The sequence below is a fragment of the Sinorhizobium sp. KGO-5 genome, from assembly GCF_036245905.1.
Lineage (GTDB): Bacteria > Pseudomonadota > Alphaproteobacteria > Rhizobiales > Rhizobiaceae > Sinorhizobium > Sinorhizobium meliloti_A.
Window position 1 is genome coordinate 75,036 of record NZ_BDIZ01000014.1, and the last position, 20,077, is coordinate 95,112.

Annotated in this window: 20 protein-coding genes; 6 read left to right on the forward strand and 14 right to left on the reverse strand. The window is 62.8% G+C overall.

From position 1 onward, the window contains the following. Positions 1-10: 10 nt before the first annotated feature. From pdhA to tpiA, 8 genes are all read right to left on the reverse strand, one after another. Positions 11-1,057 (reverse strand): pyruvate dehydrogenase (acetyl-transferring) E1 component subunit alpha, encoded by a 1,047-nt coding sequence (gene pdhA, locus BHD07_RS30165; RefSeq protein ID WP_003535472.1) that lies wholly within the window; start codon positions 1,055-1,057, stop codon positions 11-13. A gap of 136 nt (positions 1,058-1,193) precedes the next feature. Next, entirely contained in the window at positions 1,194-1,514 is a 321-nt protein-coding gene (locus BHD07_RS30170) for an FtsB family cell division protein (RefSeq protein ID WP_100673941.1), read from the reverse strand. A 413-nt stretch (positions 1,515-1,927) separates the two neighbouring features. Further along, positions 1,928-3,202, reverse strand: a complete 1,275-nt coding sequence (gene eno, locus BHD07_RS30175) for a phosphopyruvate hydratase (protein WP_010969226.1) — start codon at positions 3,200-3,202, stop codon at positions 1,928-1,930. 135 nt (positions 3,203-3,337) lie between these two features. Further along, on the reverse strand, positions 3,338-4,180 hold the full coding sequence (gene kdsA, locus BHD07_RS30180) for a 3-deoxy-8-phosphooctulonate synthase (RefSeq protein WP_198516847.1): 843 nt from the start codon (positions 4,178-4,180) through the stop codon (positions 3,338-3,340). After that, on the reverse strand, positions 4,180-5,070 hold the full coding sequence (locus BHD07_RS30185; RefSeq protein ID WP_338284142.1) for a VOC family protein: 891 nt from the start codon (positions 5,068-5,070) through the stop codon (positions 4,180-4,182). The genes kdsA and BHD07_RS30185 overlap by 1 nt, the downstream gene beginning before the upstream one ends. 150 nt (positions 5,071-5,220) lie before the next feature. Then, positions 5,221-6,858, reverse strand: coding sequence for a CTP synthase (locus BHD07_RS30190; protein ID WP_272939044.1), 1,638 nt, complete (start codon positions 6,856-6,858; stop codon positions 5,221-5,223). A 134-nt stretch (positions 6,859-6,992) separates the two neighbouring features. Beyond that, positions 6,993-7,478: a preprotein translocase subunit SecG gene (gene secG, locus BHD07_RS30195; protein ID WP_018097817.1), complete on the reverse strand. Its 486-nt coding sequence runs from the start codon at positions 7,476-7,478 to the stop codon at positions 6,993-6,995. Positions 7,479-7,600: 122 nt separating this feature from the next. Beyond that, positions 7,601-8,371, reverse strand: coding sequence for a triose-phosphate isomerase (gene tpiA / locus BHD07_RS30200; protein ID WP_100673945.1), 771 nt, complete (start codon positions 8,369-8,371; stop codon positions 7,601-7,603). Between the two features lie 257 nt (positions 8,372-8,628). Here tpiA and BHD07_RS30205 point away from each other — a divergent pair, with 257 nt between their 5' ends. Beyond that, a complete protein-coding gene (locus tag BHD07_RS30205) occupies positions 8,629-9,255 on the forward strand; it encodes a cytochrome b (RefSeq protein ID WP_100673946.1) in 627 nt (208 codons plus the stop codon). After that, positions 9,252-9,857 (forward strand): YceI family protein, encoded by a 606-nt coding sequence (locus BHD07_RS30210; protein WP_100673947.1) that lies wholly within the window; start codon positions 9,252-9,254, stop codon positions 9,855-9,857. Before BHD07_RS30205 ends, BHD07_RS30210 begins: the two co-directional genes overlap by 4 nt. Here BHD07_RS30210 and BHD07_RS30215 read toward each other — a convergent pair. Further along, entirely contained in the window at positions 9,854-11,179 is a 1,326-nt protein-coding gene (locus BHD07_RS30215) for an FAD-binding oxidoreductase (RefSeq protein WP_100673948.1), read from the reverse strand. The genes BHD07_RS30210 and BHD07_RS30215 overlap by 4 nt on opposite strands. 147 nt (positions 11,180-11,326) lie before the next feature. Continuing rightward, positions 11,327-12,262, reverse strand: a complete 936-nt coding sequence (locus BHD07_RS30220; protein WP_198516848.1) for a phospholipase — start codon at positions 12,260-12,262, stop codon at positions 11,327-11,329. A 192-nt stretch (positions 12,263-12,454) separates the two neighbouring features. Here BHD07_RS30220 and parE point away from each other — a divergent pair, with 192 nt between their 5' ends. Further along, positions 12,455-14,515 carry a DNA topoisomerase IV subunit B gene (gene parE, locus BHD07_RS30225; RefSeq protein ID WP_100673949.1) on the forward strand — a complete coding sequence of 687 codons (2,061 nt, stop codon included), beginning with the start codon at positions 12,455-12,457 and terminating at the stop codon, positions 14,513-14,515. Positions 14,516-14,530: 15 nt separating this feature from the next. On the opposite strand, the gene BHD07_RS30230 is transcribed toward parE, so the two are convergent. Next, the gene (locus BHD07_RS30230) at positions 14,531-15,001 is read right to left on the reverse strand and encodes a GNAT family N-acetyltransferase (protein WP_018097824.1); all 471 of its coding nucleotides are present in this window, start codon (positions 14,999-15,001) and stop codon (positions 14,531-14,533) included. A gap of 273 nt (positions 15,002-15,274) precedes the next feature. On the opposite strand from BHD07_RS30230, the gene BHD07_RS30235 reads away from it, so the two are divergent. Beyond that, positions 15,275-15,706: a hypothetical protein gene (locus BHD07_RS30235; RefSeq protein WP_100673950.1), complete on the forward strand. Its 432-nt coding sequence runs from the start codon at positions 15,275-15,277 to the stop codon at positions 15,704-15,706. Positions 15,707-15,721: 15 nt separating this feature from the next. Here the strand turns inward: BHD07_RS30235 and BHD07_RS30240 are convergent, their stop codons facing one another. Continuing rightward, positions 15,722-16,852 carry a DUF2336 domain-containing protein gene (locus tag BHD07_RS30240; protein ID WP_100673951.1) on the reverse strand — a complete coding sequence of 377 codons (1,131 nt, stop codon included), beginning with the start codon at positions 16,850-16,852 and terminating at the stop codon, positions 15,722-15,724. Positions 16,853-16,923: 71 nt separating this feature from the next. On the opposite strand from BHD07_RS30240, the gene BHD07_RS30245 reads away from it, so the two are divergent. Then, entirely contained in the window at positions 16,924-17,643 is a 720-nt protein-coding gene (locus BHD07_RS30245) for an aldolase/citrate lyase family protein (protein ID WP_100673952.1), read from the forward strand. A gap of 42 nt (positions 17,644-17,685) precedes the next feature. Here the strand turns inward: BHD07_RS30245 and BHD07_RS30250 are convergent, their stop codons facing one another. Together BHD07_RS30250 and BHD07_RS30255 are read right to left on the reverse strand one after the other, a co-directional pair. After that, complete coding sequence (locus BHD07_RS30250; protein ID WP_018097828.1) at positions 17,686-18,288, reverse strand: flavin reductase family protein; 603 nt, start codon at positions 18,286-18,288, stop codon at positions 17,686-17,688. After that, entirely contained in the window at positions 18,288-18,872 is a 585-nt protein-coding gene (locus BHD07_RS30255) for a nitroreductase family protein (protein ID WP_018097829.1), read from the reverse strand. The genes BHD07_RS30250 and BHD07_RS30255 overlap by 1 nt, the downstream gene beginning before the upstream one ends. Positions 18,873-18,972: 100 nt before the next feature. Between BHD07_RS30255 and BHD07_RS30260 the strand changes: the two genes are divergently transcribed. After that, the gene (locus tag BHD07_RS30260) at positions 18,973-19,968 is read left to right on the forward strand and encodes a hypothetical protein (protein ID WP_100673954.1); all 996 of its coding nucleotides are present in this window, start codon (positions 18,973-18,975) and stop codon (positions 19,966-19,968) included. Positions 19,969-20,077: the final 109 nt, after the last annotated feature.

Sequence of the window (20,077 nt, forward strand, 5' to 3'; positions counted from 1 at the left end):
CCTCCCCGGATCAAAGCAGGATATCGGTGTAGAGCTCGGAGACATCCGGCTCCGGATCAGACTGGGCGAAATCGGCACTGTCCGCCACGATGTCGCGAACCTCCTTGTCGATCTGCTTCAGTTCGTCCTCGGTGGCCCAGCCTTTATCCGTCAGACGGGCCTTCACCTGCTCGATCGGATCATGCTCCGAACGCATCTTCTGCACTTCGTCCTTCGAGCGATACTTCGCCGGATCGGACATCGAATGGCCGCGATAGCGGTAGGTCAGCATTTCGAGGATGATCGGGCCCTTGCCGGAACGGCAATGTTCGACCGCCTCGTCGGCAGCGGCCTTGACGGCGCGGACATCCATGCCGTCGACCTGATAGCCGGGAATGCCGAAGGAAGCGCCGCGCTGGGAGAAATCGGTCTGCGCCGATGCCCGCGACACGGAGGTACCCATGGCATAACGGTTGTTCTCGACGATGTAGATCACCGGCAGCTTCCAGAGAGCGGCCATGTTGAAGCTCTCATAGACCTGACCCTGGTTCGCCGCACCGTCGCCGAAATAGGCGAGGCTTACATTGTCGTTGCCGCGATACCTGTTGGCGAAAGCGAGGCCGGTCCCCAGCGAGACCTGTGCACCGACGATGCCGTGGCCGCCGTAGAAGTGCTTCTCCTTGGAGAACATGTGCATCGAGCCGCCCTTCCCCTTGGAAAGGCCGCCACGGCGACCGGTGAGCTCCGCCATCACGCCGCGCGCACTCATGCCGCAGGCGAGCATGTGGCCATGGTCGCGATAGCCGGTGATGACCTGGTCGCCCTCTTTCAGGGCCAGCTGCATCCCGACGACGACGGCTTCCTGACCGATATAGAGGTGACAGAAACCACCGATGAATCCCATGCCGTAAAGCTGGCCGGCCTTTTCCTCGAAACGCCGGATCAACAGCATTTCGCGGTAGGCCTTGAGATCGTCTTCCTTGGAGAATTCGGCGATCGTGCCGCCGGCAAAATCTTTCTTGGCCGGCTTGGCAGCGGTCTTGCGGCTGGAAACGGACGCGGATTTTCGCGGAGCCATTCGTTCCTCCCAATGGTTAGCCTTTGGCGGCTACCATAGGGAAAGAAAAGCGCGGCAGCAATGCTATATTTGCATGGCTATTATTCGCGTCAACGCATTGATATATAATATGATTTCCAGATTAACCTATTTCAGGTTAATCATCGGAATGGTGGAAAATAACGATCTCATCGCTGCGCGACATGTTGAGCGCGAGGCGAGCCTTCTCATCCAGCATGTCTCTCTCGAGCGAACCGTCGCTCATCAGCTCGACTTCCTTTTCCAGGATTTTTCGCGTCTGAGTGAGCTCGTCCAGCCGTGCCTGCCGCTCGGCAATCTGACGGTCAAACTCCTTCGTCGCCTCCAGACCATAACCGCCATGGATCGAATGATAGCCGAAATAGGAAAGGAAGGCGACCGCCAGCAACGGCACCACCAATCGCCCCAGTTTCCGCTTCTTGTGATGCCGTGTCCACATCGCTCATGCCCTGAATTGAGTTGGCGCGGGCTGCAGGAGATACTGCAAACCATTGTCCCGCGCCCGCTCCAATACGCAGTACGAAGATGAAGACTAGCGTCGATTGATTAACCGACGGTTGACCATAAACAATTTCCGAATGGAAAGAGAACTCGGAGGACGGAGCGTTCGGCAAGCGGGACGAAGGAGACTCGTGACGACGCCGCTTTTCCCTTCTCCCCGTCAAACCGTCAGGGCTGCTCCTCTGGCGGGAGCCGTTGCTACGGAGAGAAACCGGCTGGTCAGGCCGCTTGTCGTCTCCCCCCACAAGGGGGGAGAACCCGTGACAGTTTTGGGCATGCGACGGTCAAACCGTTTATCGTATGCCCCAGGGCAATCGTCCCGCGAGAGGATCAGATGCCCCCGCCTTTCAATCAACCGCGCAACACGGAGCGGCCGGCATATTGCGCCTGCGGGCCGAGCTGCTCTTCGATACGGATCAGCTGGTTGTACTTGGCGAGCCGGTCGGAACGTGCGAGCGAGCCGGTCTTGATCTGACCGCAATTGGTGGCGACCGCGAGGTCGGCAATCGTCGAATCCTCGGTCTCGCCGGAGCGGTGCGACATGACGGCGGTGTAACGCGCCTTGTGCGCGGTCTCGACCGCGTCGAGCGTTTCCGAAAGCGACCCGATCTGGTTGACCTTGACGAGTATGGAGTTCGCGACGCCCATCTTGATGCCGTCACGCAGGCGCGCAGAATTGGTGACGAACAGGTCGTCGCCGACGAGCTGGCACTTGTTGCCGACGAGGTCGGTCAAGGATTTCCAGCCGTCCCAATCGTCTTCAGCCATGCCGTCCTCGATCGAGATGATCGGATATTTGCCGGCGAGCTCGGCGAGATACTCGGCCATGGCGCCCGGCTCCAGCGTACGGCCCTCACCCTCGAGGACGTACTTGCCGTCCTTGAAGAATTCGGTCGAAGCGCAGTCGAGAGCGACATACATGTCCTCGCCCGGTTTGTAGCCGGCCTTCTCGATCGACTTCATGATGAAGTCCAGGGCTGCCGGCGCGGAAGCGAGGCCCGGCGCGAAGCCGCCTTCGTCGCCGACATTGGTGTTGTGGCCGTCCGCGGCAAGCTGCTTCTTCAGCGTGTGGAAGACTTCCGAACCCATGCGGACGGCGTCCTTCAGGGTCTCGGCGCCGACCGGCATGATCATGAATTCCTGGAAGTCGATCGGATTGTCGGCGTGAGCGCCGCCATTGATGATGTTCATCATCGGAACGGGCAGAAGATGCGCATTCGGGCCGCCGACATAACGATAGAGCGGCAGGCCGGAGGCTTCCGCGGCGGCCTTGGCGACGGCGAGCGAAACGCCGAGAATCGCGTTGGCGCCGAGGCGCGACTTGTTCGGCGTGCCGTCGAGCTCGATCATGGTACGATCGATCTGAATCTGGTTTTCAGCGTCGAGGCCGCCGATCGCTTCGAATATCTCGCCGTTCACCGCATCGACGGCGCGTTCGACGCCCTTGCCGAGGTAACGCGTGCCGCCATCGCGCAGTTCGACGGCTTCATGCGCACCGGTGGAGGCGCCCGAGGGAACCGCCGCGCGACCGAAACTGCCATCCTCGAGATGGACATCGACCTCGACGGTCGGGTTGCCGCGGCTGTCGAGTATCTCTCGGCCGATGATGTCGATGATTGCAGTCATGATCTCTTCCCTTATGGACGATGATAATGGTCGGCCTGTCTTAATTCACGGCCCCGAAATTACAATGGCGCCGGGACCGCAAAATCCGGCCGCCGGCCCGCTTCATGAAAAATTCACGAAGCGGGACGCCGGGGCTCAAGCTTTCGCAACGGCGTCGAAGGCCAGCAGCTTTTCAAGCAGCCGCGGCATGTCCTTCAGCGGCACCATGTTCGGACCGTCGGAAGGCGCGTTGTCGGGATCCTCGTGGGTCTCTACGAAGACACCGGCGACACCGACAGCGACGGCCGCGCGCGCCAAAGTCTCGACGAACTCACGCTGGCCGCCCGTGGAGCCTCCCTGACCGCCCGGCTGCTGCACGGAATGGGTCGCATCGAAGACCACCGGAGCGCCGAGTGCCGCCATGATCGGCAGCGAGCGCATGTCGGAGACCAGCGTATTATAGCCGAAGGAAGCGCCGCGCTCGCAGAGAAGCACGTTCGGGTTGCCGCTCTCGGTGAACTTGGCAAGGACGTTCTTCATGTCCCAAGGGGCGAGGAACTGGCCCTTCTTGACGTTGATCGCCCGCCCCGTCTTCGCGGCGGCGACGAGCAGATCCGTCTGCCGTGACAGAAAGGCCGGGATCTGCAGGATGTCGACGATCTCGGCCACGGCAGCGCATTGCTCTTCCGTGTGGATGTCGGTCAGGACCGGAAAACCGAACTCCCGCTTGAGGTCGGCGAAGACCTCCATCGCCTTGTCGAGCCCGATGCCGCGCTTGCCGGCGAGCGAGGTGCGGTTCGCCTTGTCGAACGAAGATTTATAAACGAGTCCGAGCCCGAGCGATTTGCAGAGTTCGACGAGCTCCCCCGCAATCATGAAGGCGTGTTCGCGGCTCTCCATCTGGCACGGTCCGGCGATCAGTGTCAGCCGTTCCTTCTGCGAGAACACCACCTGGCCGGCACCTTCGCCGACGACGACTCTTGAATTGGTTTCCATCATCATCCTCCAAAGGCGAAGATTACACCCTGCCCCGGCGCTTCCGGAACGATGAGGCGTCCGCCCATTTCTGCGAATTCGATATCGTTCTGCGCAAACAGCGCCCGCGTGGCCTCCAGATCGCTCACGTGGAAGACCACGGCGCGACCCCGCAAGCCGCGCTCTGCACCCTCGATTGAGCGACCGAAGAATGCCTGCACGCCGGCCGGGGTCAGGACGCTGATTTTGGCACTGCCTGTCTGGATGTCCATGCCGAAGGAATGGGCCGAGACCTCGCGCTCGTCCACGGCTTCCTGCAGAAGATACTGGAAATCCGTCGGGTTCTGCTCCGAAAGCACGACCTCGGCAATGCCGAGCACGCCGTTTCCATGGCGGTGAAGCGAGCTGCTGTCGACCGGCAGCGCACGCAGGCGCTGACAGGCAAAAAGGAAAAAGTCCGGCGAACGCAGATCCGCTGCAAAGGAAAGCCGGAAGGAACCGAGCCCTTCGCGCCCGTCGGGCAGCCGCATAGGCCGTGAGAATTCGAGCATTTCGCCGCCGGAAATGCCGCGGGAGCGGAACCGGATGTGATCTTCGGCAGCGTCCGGCGTCCCGAGCACGACGGCCGACAGACCCTCGGCCCCCTGGCGAAAGCGAAAAGCCTGGTCACGCGCCACGAAGGCGTTGCCTTCAAGCGCGGCTGCCTCGCATTCCTCCCGCGAAGCGACGGCGAGCGGCTCCAGATAGGTGTTATCCGAGAAGAAGACGCAGGCATTCGCGGTGCCGAACGGGTGGCGCGCCTCATCGGCAACCGTGAAGCCGAGCGCCGCCAGGCGCTGCCTCGTCCGTGCGAGATCGGCCACCGGCAGCACGAGATGATCGAGCGGGCGGGCGGTTCGCTTGGATTGGCTCATGGCGGATTCCCTGATGACCGGTTTGCCGCTGTTTGCAACTTTTGACCGCCGATTGCAAGCGCGGCGGCAGGCCCCGGCACCGTGACCGGAAATGCGAACGGCCGCCTCTTGCAGGCGGCCGCAGAAGTGATTGCCCGTTCGGTGATCCGGCTACACGAGCCGGGACTGTTCGAGCGCTGCCTCGATGAAGCTCGAAAAGAGCGGGTGCGGATCGAGCGGACGCGACTTCAGTTCCGGATGGTACTGAACGCCGATGAACCAGGGATGGTCGGGATACTCGATCGTCTCCGGCAGAACGCCATCCGGGGACATGCCGGAGAAGACCAGGCCGCAGGCTTCCAGGCGGCTCTTATAATCTACATTGACCTCGTAGCGGTGGCGATGACGCTCGGAAATATCGGGCGACCCATAGATCGCGGCGATCTTGGTGTCGGGCTTCAAGGCCGCGCGATAGGCGCCGAGGCGCATGGTGCCGCCGAGATCGCCCGCGGCGGACCGCTTCTCGAGTTCATTGCCCTTCACCCACTCGGTCATCAGGCCGACGACCGGCTCCTTGGTCGGGCCGAACTCCGTCGAGGACGCCTTTTCGATACCGGCGAGATTGCGCGCCGCTTCTACGACGGCCATCTGCATGCCGAAGCAGATGCCGAAATAGGGCACCTTACGCTCGCGGGCGAAGCGCGCCGCATTGATCTTGCCTTCCGAGCCGCGTTCGCCGAAGCCGCCCGGAACGAGAATGCCGTGGACCTTTTCCAGATAGGGCGCCGGGTCCTCCTTTTCGAAGACCTCCGACTCGATCCACTCGAGCTTGACCTTGACGCGATTGGCAATGCCGCCATGGTAGAGCGCCTCGATCAGCGACTTATAGGCATCCTTCAGGCCGGTATATTTTCCGACGATCGCGATCGTCACCTCGCCTTCCGGGGTGCGGATCCGGTGCGCCACGTCTTCCCAGGCTTCCATGCGCGGCTTCGGCGCCGGCTCTATGCCGAAGGCAGCAAGCACTTCGTTGTCGAGCCCTTCCTTGTGATAGGCGATCGGCACGTCATAGATCGAAGCGACGTCGAGCGCCTGGATGACCGCGGACTGGCGGACATTGCAGAAGAGCGACAGCTTGCGGCGTTCCGCTTCCGGAATTTCGCGGTCGGCGCGCACGAGCAGGATATCCGGGTGAATGCCGAGCGCCTGCAGTTCTTTCACGGAGTGCTGGGTCGGCTTCGTCTTTAGCTCGCCCGCGGCCGGAATGTAGGGCATCAGCGTCAAATGGACATAGACGGCGGTGCCGCGCGGGAGGTCGTTGCCGAGTTGGCGGATCGCCTCCATGAAAGGCATCGCCTCGATATCGCCGACGGTGCCGCCGATTTCGCAGATGACGAAATCGTAGTCCTCATTGCCTTCGGTGACGAAGTTCTTGATTTCATTTGTGACGTGCGGGATCACCTGGACCGTCGCGCCGAGATAGTCGCCACGCCGCTCCTTGTCGATAATGTTCTTGTAGATCCGCCCTGTGGTGATGTTGTCGGTCTTGGTCGCCGAGCGGCCCGTGAAACGCTCGTAGTGCCCGAGATCGAGATCCGTCTCCGCGCCGTCGTCGGTGACGAACACCTCGCCGTGCTGGGTGGGGCTCATGGTGCCCGGATCGACGTTCAGGTAGGGATCGAGCTTGCGCAGCCTCACACGGTAGCCACGCGCCTGCAGCAACGCTCCAAGAGCGGCCGCAGCGATGCCTTTTCCGAGGGAGGAGACCACGCCGCCAGTGATGAATACATATCGCGCCATGGGAGTCACCGGATACCTTTTCACAAACGATTCCGCCACCGAAAAATTCATCTTTCAGAATTTTCCGTGCGGAAGGGCGGATTTCACACAAAACAAAACCGGCGGATGAAGCCATCCGCCGGCAGATCTTCTGATTTGCGGCCTTACTGACCGCTCGGAACTTGCGATCCCGTATTGCCGTTGGCGCCAGCAGCCGGGGCCGCGGGAGCCGGAGCGGCAGGCGCGGCATCTGCCGGGGCCTGAGGCGCGGCAGTACCACCTGCTGGGGCGGCGTTGTTGGCGCCGTTGCCGTTGGCCGGAGTCTCGGTGTTTCCGCCGGCCGGTGCGGTCTGACCGCCACCGAGCGAATCGAGAACGCCGCCGCTCGAGCTCGTTCCCGGGATACGGTCGAGAATGTCGGTCGCCTGCGGCTCGTAGCGCGAAAGAATGCCCATCGCCAGCGCCAGCGCGAAGAAAAGGAAGGCCAGAATGGCGGTCGTTCGGGTCAGCGCATTGGCCGTGCCACGCGCAGACATGAAGCCCGAGCCGCCGCCGATCCCGAGACCGCCGCCTTCGGAACGCTGAATGAGAACGACGCCGATCAGGGCGACGACCACCATGAGATAGATGACGAGTAGTATGGTCTGCATCAGCTTCCAGTCCTGCCCTCTGCGGGGCATGCGAATCGAACGGCGCCGGCCTCACCGTGGGGCCGCGTCAAATTTGGCGCCTCTTTATACCAAGCCGCCAGCTATTCCAAGTCCCGCGGCAATCAGGCAGTCAATTCTTCATAGGCCCTGTAGATGGCGAGGAAATCATCCGCTTTCAAGCTCGCGCCGCCGATCAGGGCGCCGTCGACATTGGCAACGCCCATGAGTTCCTTCGCATTCGAGGGCTTGACGGAACCTCCATAGAGGATGCGCATCTTGCCGCCTTCCGCGCCGAAGCGCGAGACGAGCTCGCGGCGCATGAAGGCGTGCGCCTCCTCGACGTCGGACACGGTGGGCGTCAGGCCGGTGCCGATCGCCCACACGGGTTCGTAGGCGATCACCGTGTTTTCGGACGTCGCCTGATCCGGGAGGCTCCCGGCGAGCTGGCGCTTCAGGATGTCGAGCGTCCGGCCGGCCTTGCGCTCCTGTTCCGTCTCACCGACGCAAACGATCGCGACGATATCCGCGCCATGCGCGGCCTCGGCCTTGGCACGCACCAGTGCGTCACCTTCGCCATGATCGGTGCGCCGTTCGGAATGGCCGACGATCACATGAGTGCCGAAACAATCGGCGACCATTTCAGCCGAGACTTCGCCGGTATGGGCTCCCGACTGCTTCTGGTGGCAGTCCTGAGCCCCGATCATCAAAGGGCTGTCGTCGCAAAGCGCGGTCGCAACGTAAAGCAATGTGGCCGGCGGGCAGATCAGGGCGTCCACCCTCGCGGAAAGGTCGCCTTTGACGCCCTCGGCCATTGCCTTGATCTGATCGAGAGACGCGCGTGTTCCATTCATCTTCCAGTTGCCGGCGACGAGCGGGCGGATATCGGGCGTCATGGGGTCTCCTCCAGATCAGGTCTCTTCGTCTCGGCAAGCGGCGTAGCAAATCGCTCGCGTAAAAAAAAGGCACCAGCCGGATTATTCGGTGCCGACCCTGGGAGCACGGCGAATCCTCTCACCCCGTCCAGCGTTGCCGGCGCTCGGGCCAACGGGAAATCGTCCCGGCGAAAGCGAATAAAAACGAAGCCGTGGGCGTCTAAGGCGGAGACGTTCTACCGCCAAGTAGACGTACGCACCGGGCGTCGGAGTCTGCCATGCTGCGCAACAGCGACAACGGTTTCGGAACGGTGACGATCGCCCTTCACTGGACGATCGCCGTTCTGATCCTCGGCCTTATCCTCGCCGGCATCGTCATGCGGCGCATCGAGATCGACCCGGCTCTGCAGTTCTCCCTTTATCAGTGGCACAAGTCGTTCGGCTTCACGGCCCTGGGACTGGCTGCTTTTCGGATGCTCTGGTGGCTCGTGGAAACCAGTCCGGCCGCCTCTCCCACCCTTGGCCCGATGGAGCACATGGCTGCGCGGGCCACGCATCTGTCGCTCATCGCGCTCGCACTCCTCGTGCCGCTGTCCGGCTGGGCGGTCGTGTCGGTCTCCACGCTGGCGATCCCGAGCTTTTATTTCAACTTGATCGTCATTCCGCATCTGCCGCTCCCGACATCCGGGGCTTCGGAAGCGTTCTGGGCCTTCGCCCATGCAACGCTCGCCTATGTGACGCTTGGCCTGGTCGCAATCCACGCGGCGGCAGCATTCTATCACCATCTCGTGCGGCGCGACTTGGTGCTCATCCGCATGCTTCGCTCCGGGCCGATGCCGCGCACCGGCAGCACCGCCGACACTTCCGAAAAGGACGACACCGTTGTCGAGAGGAAACGCATATGACCAGCCCAGGCAAGCAGTCCATGGCAGTGGCCCTGCCGCTTTCGCTTCTCGCCCTTGGCCTCGCAGGGACGCCGGTTGAGGGCGCAAAAGCGCCGGCACTTGCGAATGCTGCCGGGAACTACCGTATCGCGAGCTCCTCGAGTATTCAGTTCAGCGTCGGACAAGTGGGTGGCAGCGGCGGCATTGCCGGCAGCTTCACTAAATTCTCGGGCGTATTCCGGATCGATGGCCATGACATCGGGCGATCCTCCGTGGAATTCACGCTTTTTCCGGAGAGCGTGAGGTCCACCGAGCGCCGGATCGAGGACTTCCTGCGCTCCAGCGCAGTGTTCGATGCGGCCAACCACAAGACCGTGACCTTCCACTCTACCGGCGTCAGCCAGACCGGCCCGGACACCGCAACGATCGAGGGCGTTCTGACCGCCCGCGGCAAGAGCCGCAAGGAGCGTTTCGACGTGAGGCTTACCGGCTGGAACAGGCGGTCGATTTCCTTCACGATCCGCGGCAGCATCCGTCGCTCGCCCTACGGCATGACCGTCGGGACGCCCATTTATTCCAATGTCGTGGAATTCGACATGAACATAAGGGGGCAGAAGCGTTAGGTTTGCCCAGGCGCCAAAGCCGTGCGCCGCCAGAAGGCCGAGACCATTGCCGGATCGCGCAGTGCCTCCAGTCTTTTCCAGGCGGGAAATGATGCTTCGAAAACGGCCGGGCTCATTCGGAAGTCCTGGCACGGATTGACCGCACCGCCGGCCACAACGGCAATCTCGTCGAGAGCGTCGAGCAGCTTGACCGTCGCCTCGCCTTGATCGGCAAAGTCCATGGTCAGGGTGAAGCCCGGCCTCGCAAAGGAGAGAACCCCAGGGGAGGCTATGTCACCGAAACGCTGCAGCTTCGTCCCTACGGACGCATGACCGGCGCGGCGGGCTGTTTCAAGCAACCGCGCCGTGGTCTCCGGCGCGGTCGCGACGGGATAGACGCTTTGATGCTGGCAGAGTCCACGCCGCCCGTAGAGCCTGCGCCACCCGCCGATCGCGTCGAGAGGGTGAAAGTAGGAAGCCCACGTCTCCGTCGACACGGTCTCGCCACGGTCGTGCTTGCGAAAGCGGTATTCGTTCAGCAGTTTCAGCGTCACGCTGTTGAACAGACTGAAGGGCGGAGAAAAAGGCACGGCGAGCCTCGGCCCCTTCGGGATGTCAGGATATTCGCAAGCGCCGTCGGCGTGATCCGCGGCGAACAGCACGCCCCTCCCCATGCGCCGTCCCGTCGCGAGTTGGTCGAGCCAGGCTACGAAATACTCGTGCTCCTCTTCGGCTCGTTCGGCCAGCGTGAAATATCGATCGAGGCTGTCGAAGCGATGCACGTGCCGCTGGACATGCGGCGACGGCACCTTCATCAGCCGAAGCTCGACGTCGAGGATCAGCCCGGTCAGTCCCAGGCCGCCGATCGTCGCAGCGAAGAGCTCTGCATTCTCCTCGGGCGAGCAGACCAGGCGTTCGCCCGTCGAACGGAGCAGGGTCAGGCGCCGGACGTGATTGCCGAAGGAGCCACGCGCATGGTGATTGCCGCCGTGGACGTCGTTGGCGACGGCACCGCCGACGGTGACGAGGCCCGTCGCCGGCGTCACGGGAAGAAAAAAGCGGTGCGGGACGGCGCGCGCGAGCAGGTCGGCAAGGATAGCGCCGGCCTCACAGCGAATGGTCCCACTTCCCGGATCGAAAGACAGGATGCGGTTATGCCTCCTGCTTGCGATAAGGGTCCCAAGTTCATTGCGGCAAACGTCGCCATAGCTCAGGCCATTGCCCACGGGAAGAAACGCCATGGGGCCCACCGAGCTCATGCCGTCCTCGTAGTCATCGGGTGAAACGGTCGGTTGAGAGCGGTTTCCAAACCGCCCTGCGTTCTCGGAATCGTCCATCCTCATTGCCGCCGTCAACTCCACAACCGATCGCGTTAATCTAGAGCGGGGTGAGGAAAAGTGTGTGCGGTTTTCCGCCCGCATCCCGCTCCAACTTCTTGGAATCGATCACGTTCATGTTTTTAGGTCGACCCGACCTAAAAACATCGTGATCTAGCGGTCGAGAATCCAGTTCAGCGCCTCTCGCCAGTCCGTCATCCTGATCGGCGTTCCATGCGAACCTGTTTCGAACAGGACGAAACGGGCAGGATAGTCCTTCGATCTGAGGCTGCGATAGAACGAGATCTGGGACGCGGCCGGATAGACGTTGTCGCGGCTGCCGTGGCTGAAGAATATCGGCAGCCGCGCGCCGTAGGCCGCACTTTTGCGAAAGTCGGGGTCGGCGGGACCGCCCATGATCATCATGCCGCCAAGGGCCGAGACGGTTGCCTCTTGGCGGGCTATGCCCCAGCAGATGAAGCTTCCCATGGAGGCACAGGAAAGGACCACCGGCCGGCCGCCGGAGCGCTCCGCGGCGAAGCGGATCAGAGCCGAAATATCCGCTACGCCCGCAGCATCGAAGGACCTGACGCTTGGAGCGTAATAGGTACCGCCATTGACGACAGTCAGATTTTTGAGGCGATTGAAATTGCCTCCGAATGAGAAATCATTGACGCCGAGACGGCGGTCGCCGCCGCGACCATGGATGAAGATCACGGTGAATGCGGCGCCGCGATCGGGGCCGACGCGGGTGACTTCAAGCCCCCGCTCGCCCGGACCGAGCGTCTCGTTCACCTGCACGCTCTTGACACCGAGCGACACGTAAGCGCGCTTCACCCGCCGCTCGGGGATCTGGTCGCGCTCGTTGATGTCGCGGAGCTCCTGGTAGTCGACAACGCGGAAGTCGCCGCCATCCGCCTCCTGAAGCAGCTTGCTATAGCGAAACAGCGCATCCTTGTAGGGCTCAAGGGGTTCGGCCCTTGCGGAAACGGCAAGGCTCGCGAGAAGAAGCACGCCGATCAGATGCCGTATGGAGAAAAGAATTGTGGACATGGACACCCGATCGGCTCCCTCGTTCGGCGCATGCCTTGCCACCGGCGCCTCGGCCAAGCAACACTGGCGCGGCAATTCTGGCTCATTAAAGGGTATTTCTTCCTCCGGGGCATCGAAATTCGCCTTTTGTTCGCTCTTCCGGCGAGACTCTGGCAGAATTCCGGTGATTCGCGCGACAAAGGATGGCGGCCGCGCCGCGGTCTTGCTATGGCCTAGCCGACACTTAGACAGGAACGATCTGAACGCTTCATGGACGACAGCAGCGACCTTTTTTCCGCTATGCCCCAACAGCCGAAGCCGGCGGATGCCGCGCCACGCAAGCCCGCGGCCCCCGTCGCCGGTAACGAAGCGTCGCGCCCCGCACCCAAGACGAGCGACGGCAGCGACTACGACGCTTCGGCAATCGAGGTGCTGGAAGGTCTGGAGCCGGTCCGGCGCCGTCCGGGCATGTATATCGGCGGGACGGACGAAAAGGCGCTGCATCATCTGTTCGCCGAAGTCATCGACAACTCGATGGACGAGGCGGTCGCGGGACACGCCAACTTCATCGACGTGAGCCTGGACGCCGACGGCTACCTGACGGTGACCGACAACGGCCGCGGCATCCCGGTGGAGAACCACCCGAAATTTCCCGGCAAGTCGACGCTCGAAGTGGTGATGACGGTGCTGCATGCCGGCGGCAAATTCGACGGCAAGGCCTATGAGACCTCCGGCGGCCTGCACGGCGTCGGCGTTTCCGTGGTCAACGCACTGTCGGACGACCTTGAAGTCGAGGTTGCACGCAACCGCCGGCTCTATCGCCAGCGCTTCTCCCGCGGCATCGCGCAGGGCGGCCTGGAAGACCTGGGTGACGTACACAACCGGCGCGGCACCAGGGTCCGCTTCCACCCCGACCCGCAGATCTTCGGACCGCATGCCCGCTTCGAGCCGGCGCGGCTTTTCCGAATGGCCCGCTCCAAGGCCTATCTCTTCGGCGGCGTCGAAATCCGCTGGTCCTGCGATCCGGCGCTCCTGCCGGAAGGTTCGGAAATCCCGGACAGGGCCGTGTTTCATTTTCCCGGCGGTCTCAAGGACTATCTCGCCGCCACGCTCGGCAAGGAATTCACCGTCACCCGCGAGATTTTTGCCGGCAAATCGGAAAAGTCCGGCGGCCACGGTTCGCTCGAATGGGCGGTCACCTGGTATGGCGGCGATCAGCAGATCCATTCCTACTGCAACACCATCCCGACACCCGAAGGGGGAACGCACGAGGCGGGCCTGCGCATTGCGCTGACGAAGGGGCTCAAGAACTACGCCGAGCTCACCCAGAACAAGCGCGCTGCGATCGTCACCACGGACGATGTCATGATCTCCGCGGCAGGCATGCTCTCGGTCTTCATTCGCGAGCCGGAATTCGTCGGTCAGACGAAGGACAAGCTGGCAACGGTGGAGGCGCAGCGGATCGTCGAAAACGCGCTTCGCGATCCTTTCGACCATTACCTCGCCGACAATCCGGCAGAGGCGGCCAAGCTTCTCGACTGGGTGGTGGAGCGCGCCGAAGAGCGCGTACGGCGGCGCAAGGAAAAGGAAGTCAGCCGCAAGACGGCGGTCCGCAAGCTGCGCCTGCCGGGCAAGCTCGCGGACTGCGCCCAGAATACGGCGGAAGGTGCCGAACTCTTCATCGTCGAAGGGGACTCGGCCGGCGGATCGGCCAAACAGGCGCGCAACCGCGCCAACCAGGCGATCCTGCCGCTGCGCGGCAAGATTCTCAACGTCGCCAGCGCCGGCCGGGAGAAGCTCGGTGCCAATCAGCAGATCGGCGATCTCGTCCAGGCGCTCGGCTGCGGCACGCGCTCGAAGTATCGCGAAGAGGACCTGCGCTACGAGCGCATCATCATCATGACCGACGCCGACGTCGACGGTGCGCACATCGCATCTCTTCTGATCACCTTCTTCTACCAGGAAATGCCGGAGCTGATTCGCGGCGGCCATCTCTATCTCGCCGTGCCGCCGCTCTATCGCCTGAGCCAGGGTTCCAAGACGCTTTATGCCCGCGACGACGCGCATCGCGAAGAGCTGATGCGGACGGAGTTCAATGGCCGCGGCAAAGTCGAACTCGGGCGGTTCAAAGGCCTCGGTGAGATGCTGCCCGCGCAGCTCAAGGAAACCACGATGGACCCGGCCAAGCGGACGCTCCTCAAGGTCGAAATCGACGATGTCGACTTCGAGGGTACCCGCGATGCCGTCGACAGCCTGATGGGAACGAAAGCCGAGGCCCGCTTCCGTTTCATCCAGGAGCGCGCCGTTTTTGCGGACAACCTGGATATCTGAAACGCGTGATCGCCCTCACGGCTCCTGCCGAACCGGTTTTTCCATGAACAGGCTCAGCGGATCCGGCAGATAGGTGCCGAAGGGCGGGCGCTCCACGTAGCCGGATGCCCTGTACAGGCCGATCGCTTCCGGCTGATGGATGCCGGTCTCAAGACGGATCGCCGTCAGACCGAGCTTTGCCGCTTTGGCTTCAAGGGCCGATATGAGCAGCTTGCCAATCTTCAGCCCCCTCGCCTCCGGGTCGATGAACATCCGCTTGATCTCGGCCGTACCGTCGCCTGCTTCGACGAGGCCACAGCAGCCGACGATTTCGCCGTCACGTCGAGCGACGAAAAAGGATACGGCCGGCTGCTCCAACTGAGACAGATCGACCAGATGATTGCTTTCGGCCGGATAGAGCGATGCCGCATAGGCGTCGGACAATTCGAGCAGGCGGATGACGGCCGGCTGGCGCGGCGACTCTTCGGCGATGGTTACGGCGGTCATTTCAGTCTCTCCCCATGCACGATCGTAAGCTGGATGTGAGCTTCCAAAGGACATCCATTCGGTCCCGCCCCGGAAGCGCCCGGTTCCAACGCTCTAACGCCGAAGGACGCCGGGACCAATACGCCAAACGACGCAAGTTCGCAGCTATCACAATCAATCCGCGTGACGGGGAGAAACAATTTGTTTCAGGCCCGGCCGGCCTTTGCCCTTCTTTGGAAAGAATCGGACGGCCATAAACAGGGAGTCGCCATCATCTGAACGGAAGAAGTGACCATGAAAGCCGCCCTGATCGTCATGACCATTCTCGGTTGCGACGACAACGTGACCCAATGCCATTACATCTCGACCGTGAACGGCGACTGGCCGTCGATCGTGCAGTGCGACGCGGAATCGCAAAAGGAACTGCCGCGGTTCTCCGACAGGAACTACCCGGTCGTGGTGGCCGTGTGCGAGAGCTCAGGACCGGGCATGACGGCGGAAACCGAGCCGGTTCCGGAGATGAATGCAACGCTTCCGACCGAGCCGGGCCTGCAGCAAAACACACCCCCAGCGGCGGAAGGCGGAGAACCAACCTTGCCGAGGCGCGCTTTGGCATTGATCAGTGGCGCGGTACCCGACCGGGAGAAACTGAAGGCGATCGTCAGCGCACCGGTCCACTACGTCGAAGACGGCTATTCGTGGGTGGCGCGCCGATTCGGCAATTGAGGTAATCAAGTCCTCTTACGCGGCCTGGCGGGATTGCGACGCGTAGTCGCGCGCCCTCTGCCGCTGCTCGGCAAAAGCCAGCCGTTCCGCCAGTTCGGCGACGACGTGATATGCGCCGCGGCTTCGGCGGCGAAGGCGATCCGAAAGTCTGGCGGCCACGGAGGGGGAGACGCCATCGTGATCCGCATCTGCCTCGCATTGGCAGAACAATACGGCCTCAGAAAACATTCCGCTTACTTCACGGCCAAGACCCGCAGTTTCGAGGAGAGCCCTGATCGAGTGGAACCGCCCGCCCGAAAGGATCGATCGGACGCGCTTTTCCGGGACTCCGGACAGATCCACGATCGCCGCGGAAAAAAACTCCGTCCGGCCGCTGCAAAGCGCCGTCAACAGCAGAGCCGGCGTCAGGCGGCCGGCTTTGCGGAGACCGGCAACCATCCGCTGCAATTCCTCCCTCGCGGAGGCCGAGGAAAGCGTCAGCGCTGCCGCATCGCAAGACTCCCGCACGACACGCTGTGCCCGCTCCTCGCCCACAACGGCGCGTACCAGGTCGGAGGCCGCAAGCGCCGCGCCGACTTTTTCGGCGAGTATCTGGCGCGCGTCGCGCGGCAGATCATGACGCTCGAGCAACAGGCCACGGGCGGCCACGCTATCGCCGAGGCGGTCGGCTATTCGCCGCAACGAGCCCGGAGAAAGTCTGGCCCCCGGGTTTTCCAACAGAATGAGCACCTCTTCCTCGCCGCCAATCTCGGCGATCGCAGCCGCAACCGCGCATGAGACGGCGCTACGGGAGGCGATCATCGCCCGCATCTCCGCGCCGCCGTCCGCCGTCATGTCGACAAGATCTTCGTCGTTCAGGACGGGAGAGCGGGAAATGGTGACGTAGGCGATCTCGGGCTGATCCTGCGCAAGCGCCTTGATGATCGAGCGCGGTACAATCGGGCAATCGGCCAGCGCCTCGGCAAGAGATCGACGCACCTTGGGCGAAGGATCGTCGAGGAGAAAGGTCATGGCCATTTCGGCCGCCCGCCGATCGATGCCGTTCACAGCGGCTTCAGCATAGGCGCGACCAAGCGCACTGGCAGCACTGGCACGTTCGCTGGTTTTCGCCGTTTCCACCCAGCGAAGAAATGCTTGTATGATCACCTATGCCCCACTAGTCACCGAGCAGCCCCATGCTCGAAGCCTAGCGGCCAAAGGTTTAAGATTGGTTCACCATGTCTGTTAACGGCGCGATAACCACCCTACCGCTCCTGTATCTGCCGGCCGGCGACCCGCCGCCTCCGAAGGAGATCCTGACCGCCGTTCAAGCAGTCGTGATGACCGGCGGCCAAACTGGCCGGCCACTCTCGGACCTGCCTCGGCAGGATGCAGGCTGCCTGTTGCTCGCCCGGATCGGGACGAGCGGCGATCCCGGCGAAGACGAGCTTGCCGCTTTGATCTGCAACGGCTTCGATGGCATCGTGCTGCCCGGATGCCGCGGCCCCGCAGACATTCAGCGGCTCGATGTGCTGCTCAGGGTCGCCGAGGCGGCGGCCGGCAAGGCCGAGGGCCGAACGGTGATTCTTGCCGAATACGCGACGACGCCGGAAAGCGTCCTGTCGCCGCATTCGCTGGCGGGTGCATCCCCGCGCCTCTCGGCACTGATATTCGATGCCTCGGCCCTGGCCGAAGCGTGTGGTTGCAGGCGCGTCACCGAAACCGGCGATGTGCCGGCCGTCGTCCGGGCCGGCCGCGCGGCGGCGGTCCTGAGAGCTCACGAGGCCCGCATCGCGGCCTACGACATGCTGCCGGTCGACGCCGATGATGAGGCGGCCGTGCGACGCCTGTGGAAAAGCAGCATAGAGAATGGCTTTTCCAGCGTTGCCATCCGCTCGCCGCAACAGATCGATCTTCTTGCCGCTGCAGGCGTCGCGCCCGAAGCCAAGACGGGATGAACGATGACGACGGCCTCAGGTGATGACCTGAACCATCGTGATCTAGCGGACAGGCCGGATCATTTCGAAGACGTCGCCGCCATCGCAATAGTCCATGTAGCCGAGCCGGGCGAGCGGCTTCACGGTCGCCATATCGAACCGCCCGTCGCGAATGGCCTCCTCGCGGATGTGAATGCCGACCACTGCGCCGATGACGACATAGCTGTCGGAAACCACGCCGTCGACGCCCTTGGGACGAAAGATATCCGTCATCCGGCATTCGAGCGCCGCGAAGGCCTCTCCCACGAAGGGAGCCTTCACGAGCGTTCCGTCGACGGGGGTCAACCCGGCAATCTCGAACTCGCTTTCACCATGCGGGGCTGCCACCGAGGTGAGATTGACCGCCTCGCTCAGGTTGCGGCTGGCAAAGCTCGCGGTGAAATCCCCGGTCGCCTCGATATTGCGTACCGAATCCTTGTAGCCGCTCGAGGCGAACATCACGAGCTTCGGCCGGTCACTGATGGCGTTGAAAAAGGAATAAGGGGCGAGATTCAGCGCCCCATCGGCCGCGCGCGTGCCGATCCAGCCGATCGGTCTCGGCGACACGATCGCCTTGAAGGGATCGTGCGGCAGGCCGTGTCCGTTTCCGGCCGTATCGTAGAACATCAGTCGCCCTCCCCGACCCAGGTGACGATCTCTTCGAGTTCGGGCCTGGGGCGCTCCGTCGGCGGCACCATTGCAGTGCCGATGTGAATGAAGCCCGCAATCTTCTCGCCCGGCGCCACGCCGAGCAGCGGATAGGCCCGTTCCTCGAAGGCATACCACTCGGTCAGCCAGTTCGAGGCGTAACCGAGCGCATTTGCGGCCATCAGCAGATTGAGGCAGACGGCACCAGCCGACATCTGCTGCTCCCATTCCGGAATCTTGAAATGCGGCGCCGCCTTGCTGACCACGGCGACCACGACGGGCGCGCGCGTCAGCCGCGCCTCCTCGACCTTGATCATCTCTTCCGGCATGTCCGGCCTGGCGGCAAGCGCCATCTTCTTCAGTTCGGCGCTGATGCGCGCCCTCTCCTCGCCCCGATAGACAATGAAGCGCCACGGCGCCAATTTGCCATGATCCGGCACGCGCGAGGCGAGCTTCAGCATCTCCGCGACTTCCGCCTTGCTGGGTCCTGGCTCACCCATCTGAAAGGCCGGGATGGACCTGCGGGAGGCAAGATAGTCGACAAGCTTTATTTCGGTTTTCATATCGAGCGAATTCCACTAGTTTGCCGCCGGATCGGCAGCCACGAAAATGCCATACCGGCGTCCCAAGTGGAGTCACCCAGTCAAGAAGTCAACTGCTCTCATGCGTCTCCGTCCTCGTATTTTCCTGAGAACCGTTCTGGCGATCACACTCGCCGGGCCCGGTGCGGGACGTGCGCTTGCGGAGGATGCCACAGACGCCTTCAAGAGCTTTCCCTCGATCTCCGGCACGCACAAGATGCCCAAGCTTACCGGCTTCAGCCCGCTCATCACCGATCCGATGCAGGGCGGCCAACTGAAGGACGTGAAGCTCGAGGCACTGCTGACGGATAATGGAAAGCCGGTCCAATCGGGCCTTACCTGGCGCGTCTTCAGCCCCATTCCGGGCAGCGACGGAAAGCTGCCGCTGCTCGCGACCTCCGAGGGCGGCTCCACCGCTTTCAATCTCGTGCCCGGCGAATATTTCGTCAATGTCGCTTTTGGCCGGGCCGGCGCGACCCGCAAGATTCGTGTGCCCGAAGACGGCCCGCTCGACAAACAGGTGCTCGTGCTCGATGCCGGGGGCGTCATGCTGAACGCCGTCTCCGGCAGCGATGTCCGCATCCCGCCGAACGAACTCAGCTTTTCGATCTTCTCTTCCGACGTGAGGGAGGATGGCGAGCGCGGCCTCGTGGTCGCCGACGTGAAGCCCGGTACGGTGGTTCAGCTCAATGCCGACACCTACCACGTCGTGTCGAACTACGGATCGGTAAATGCCGTCATCCGTGCAGACATCCAGATCGAAGCCGGCAAGCTGACCGAAGCGACGATCCAGCACCGCGCCGCGAAGCTGACCCTGAAACTCGTCTCGGAAGCCGGCGGCGAAGCCATTGCGGATACCGCCTGGTCGATTCTCACCTCCTCCGGCGACGTCGTCAGCGAGAGCGTCGGCGCCTTCCCGACCCTCGTCCTTGCCGAGGGGAGCTACACGGCGGTGGCGCGCAACAAGGACAAGATCTACCAGCGCGACTTCGCCGTGAAAGCGGGCGTCAACACTGATGTTGAAGTGCTGCTCAACGGCAGCGGCGAACCCGACGAGGCCGCGGACGCGCAGGACTGAAGACGTAGCCCCGCCCGACCCCTCAACCGCCTGCCGGGACCTTCACCCATCAAGATGGCAGTAGGTGGCGGCCGCCGGATGAGCGGCAGCCGCGCGACAAGAGCCTCAC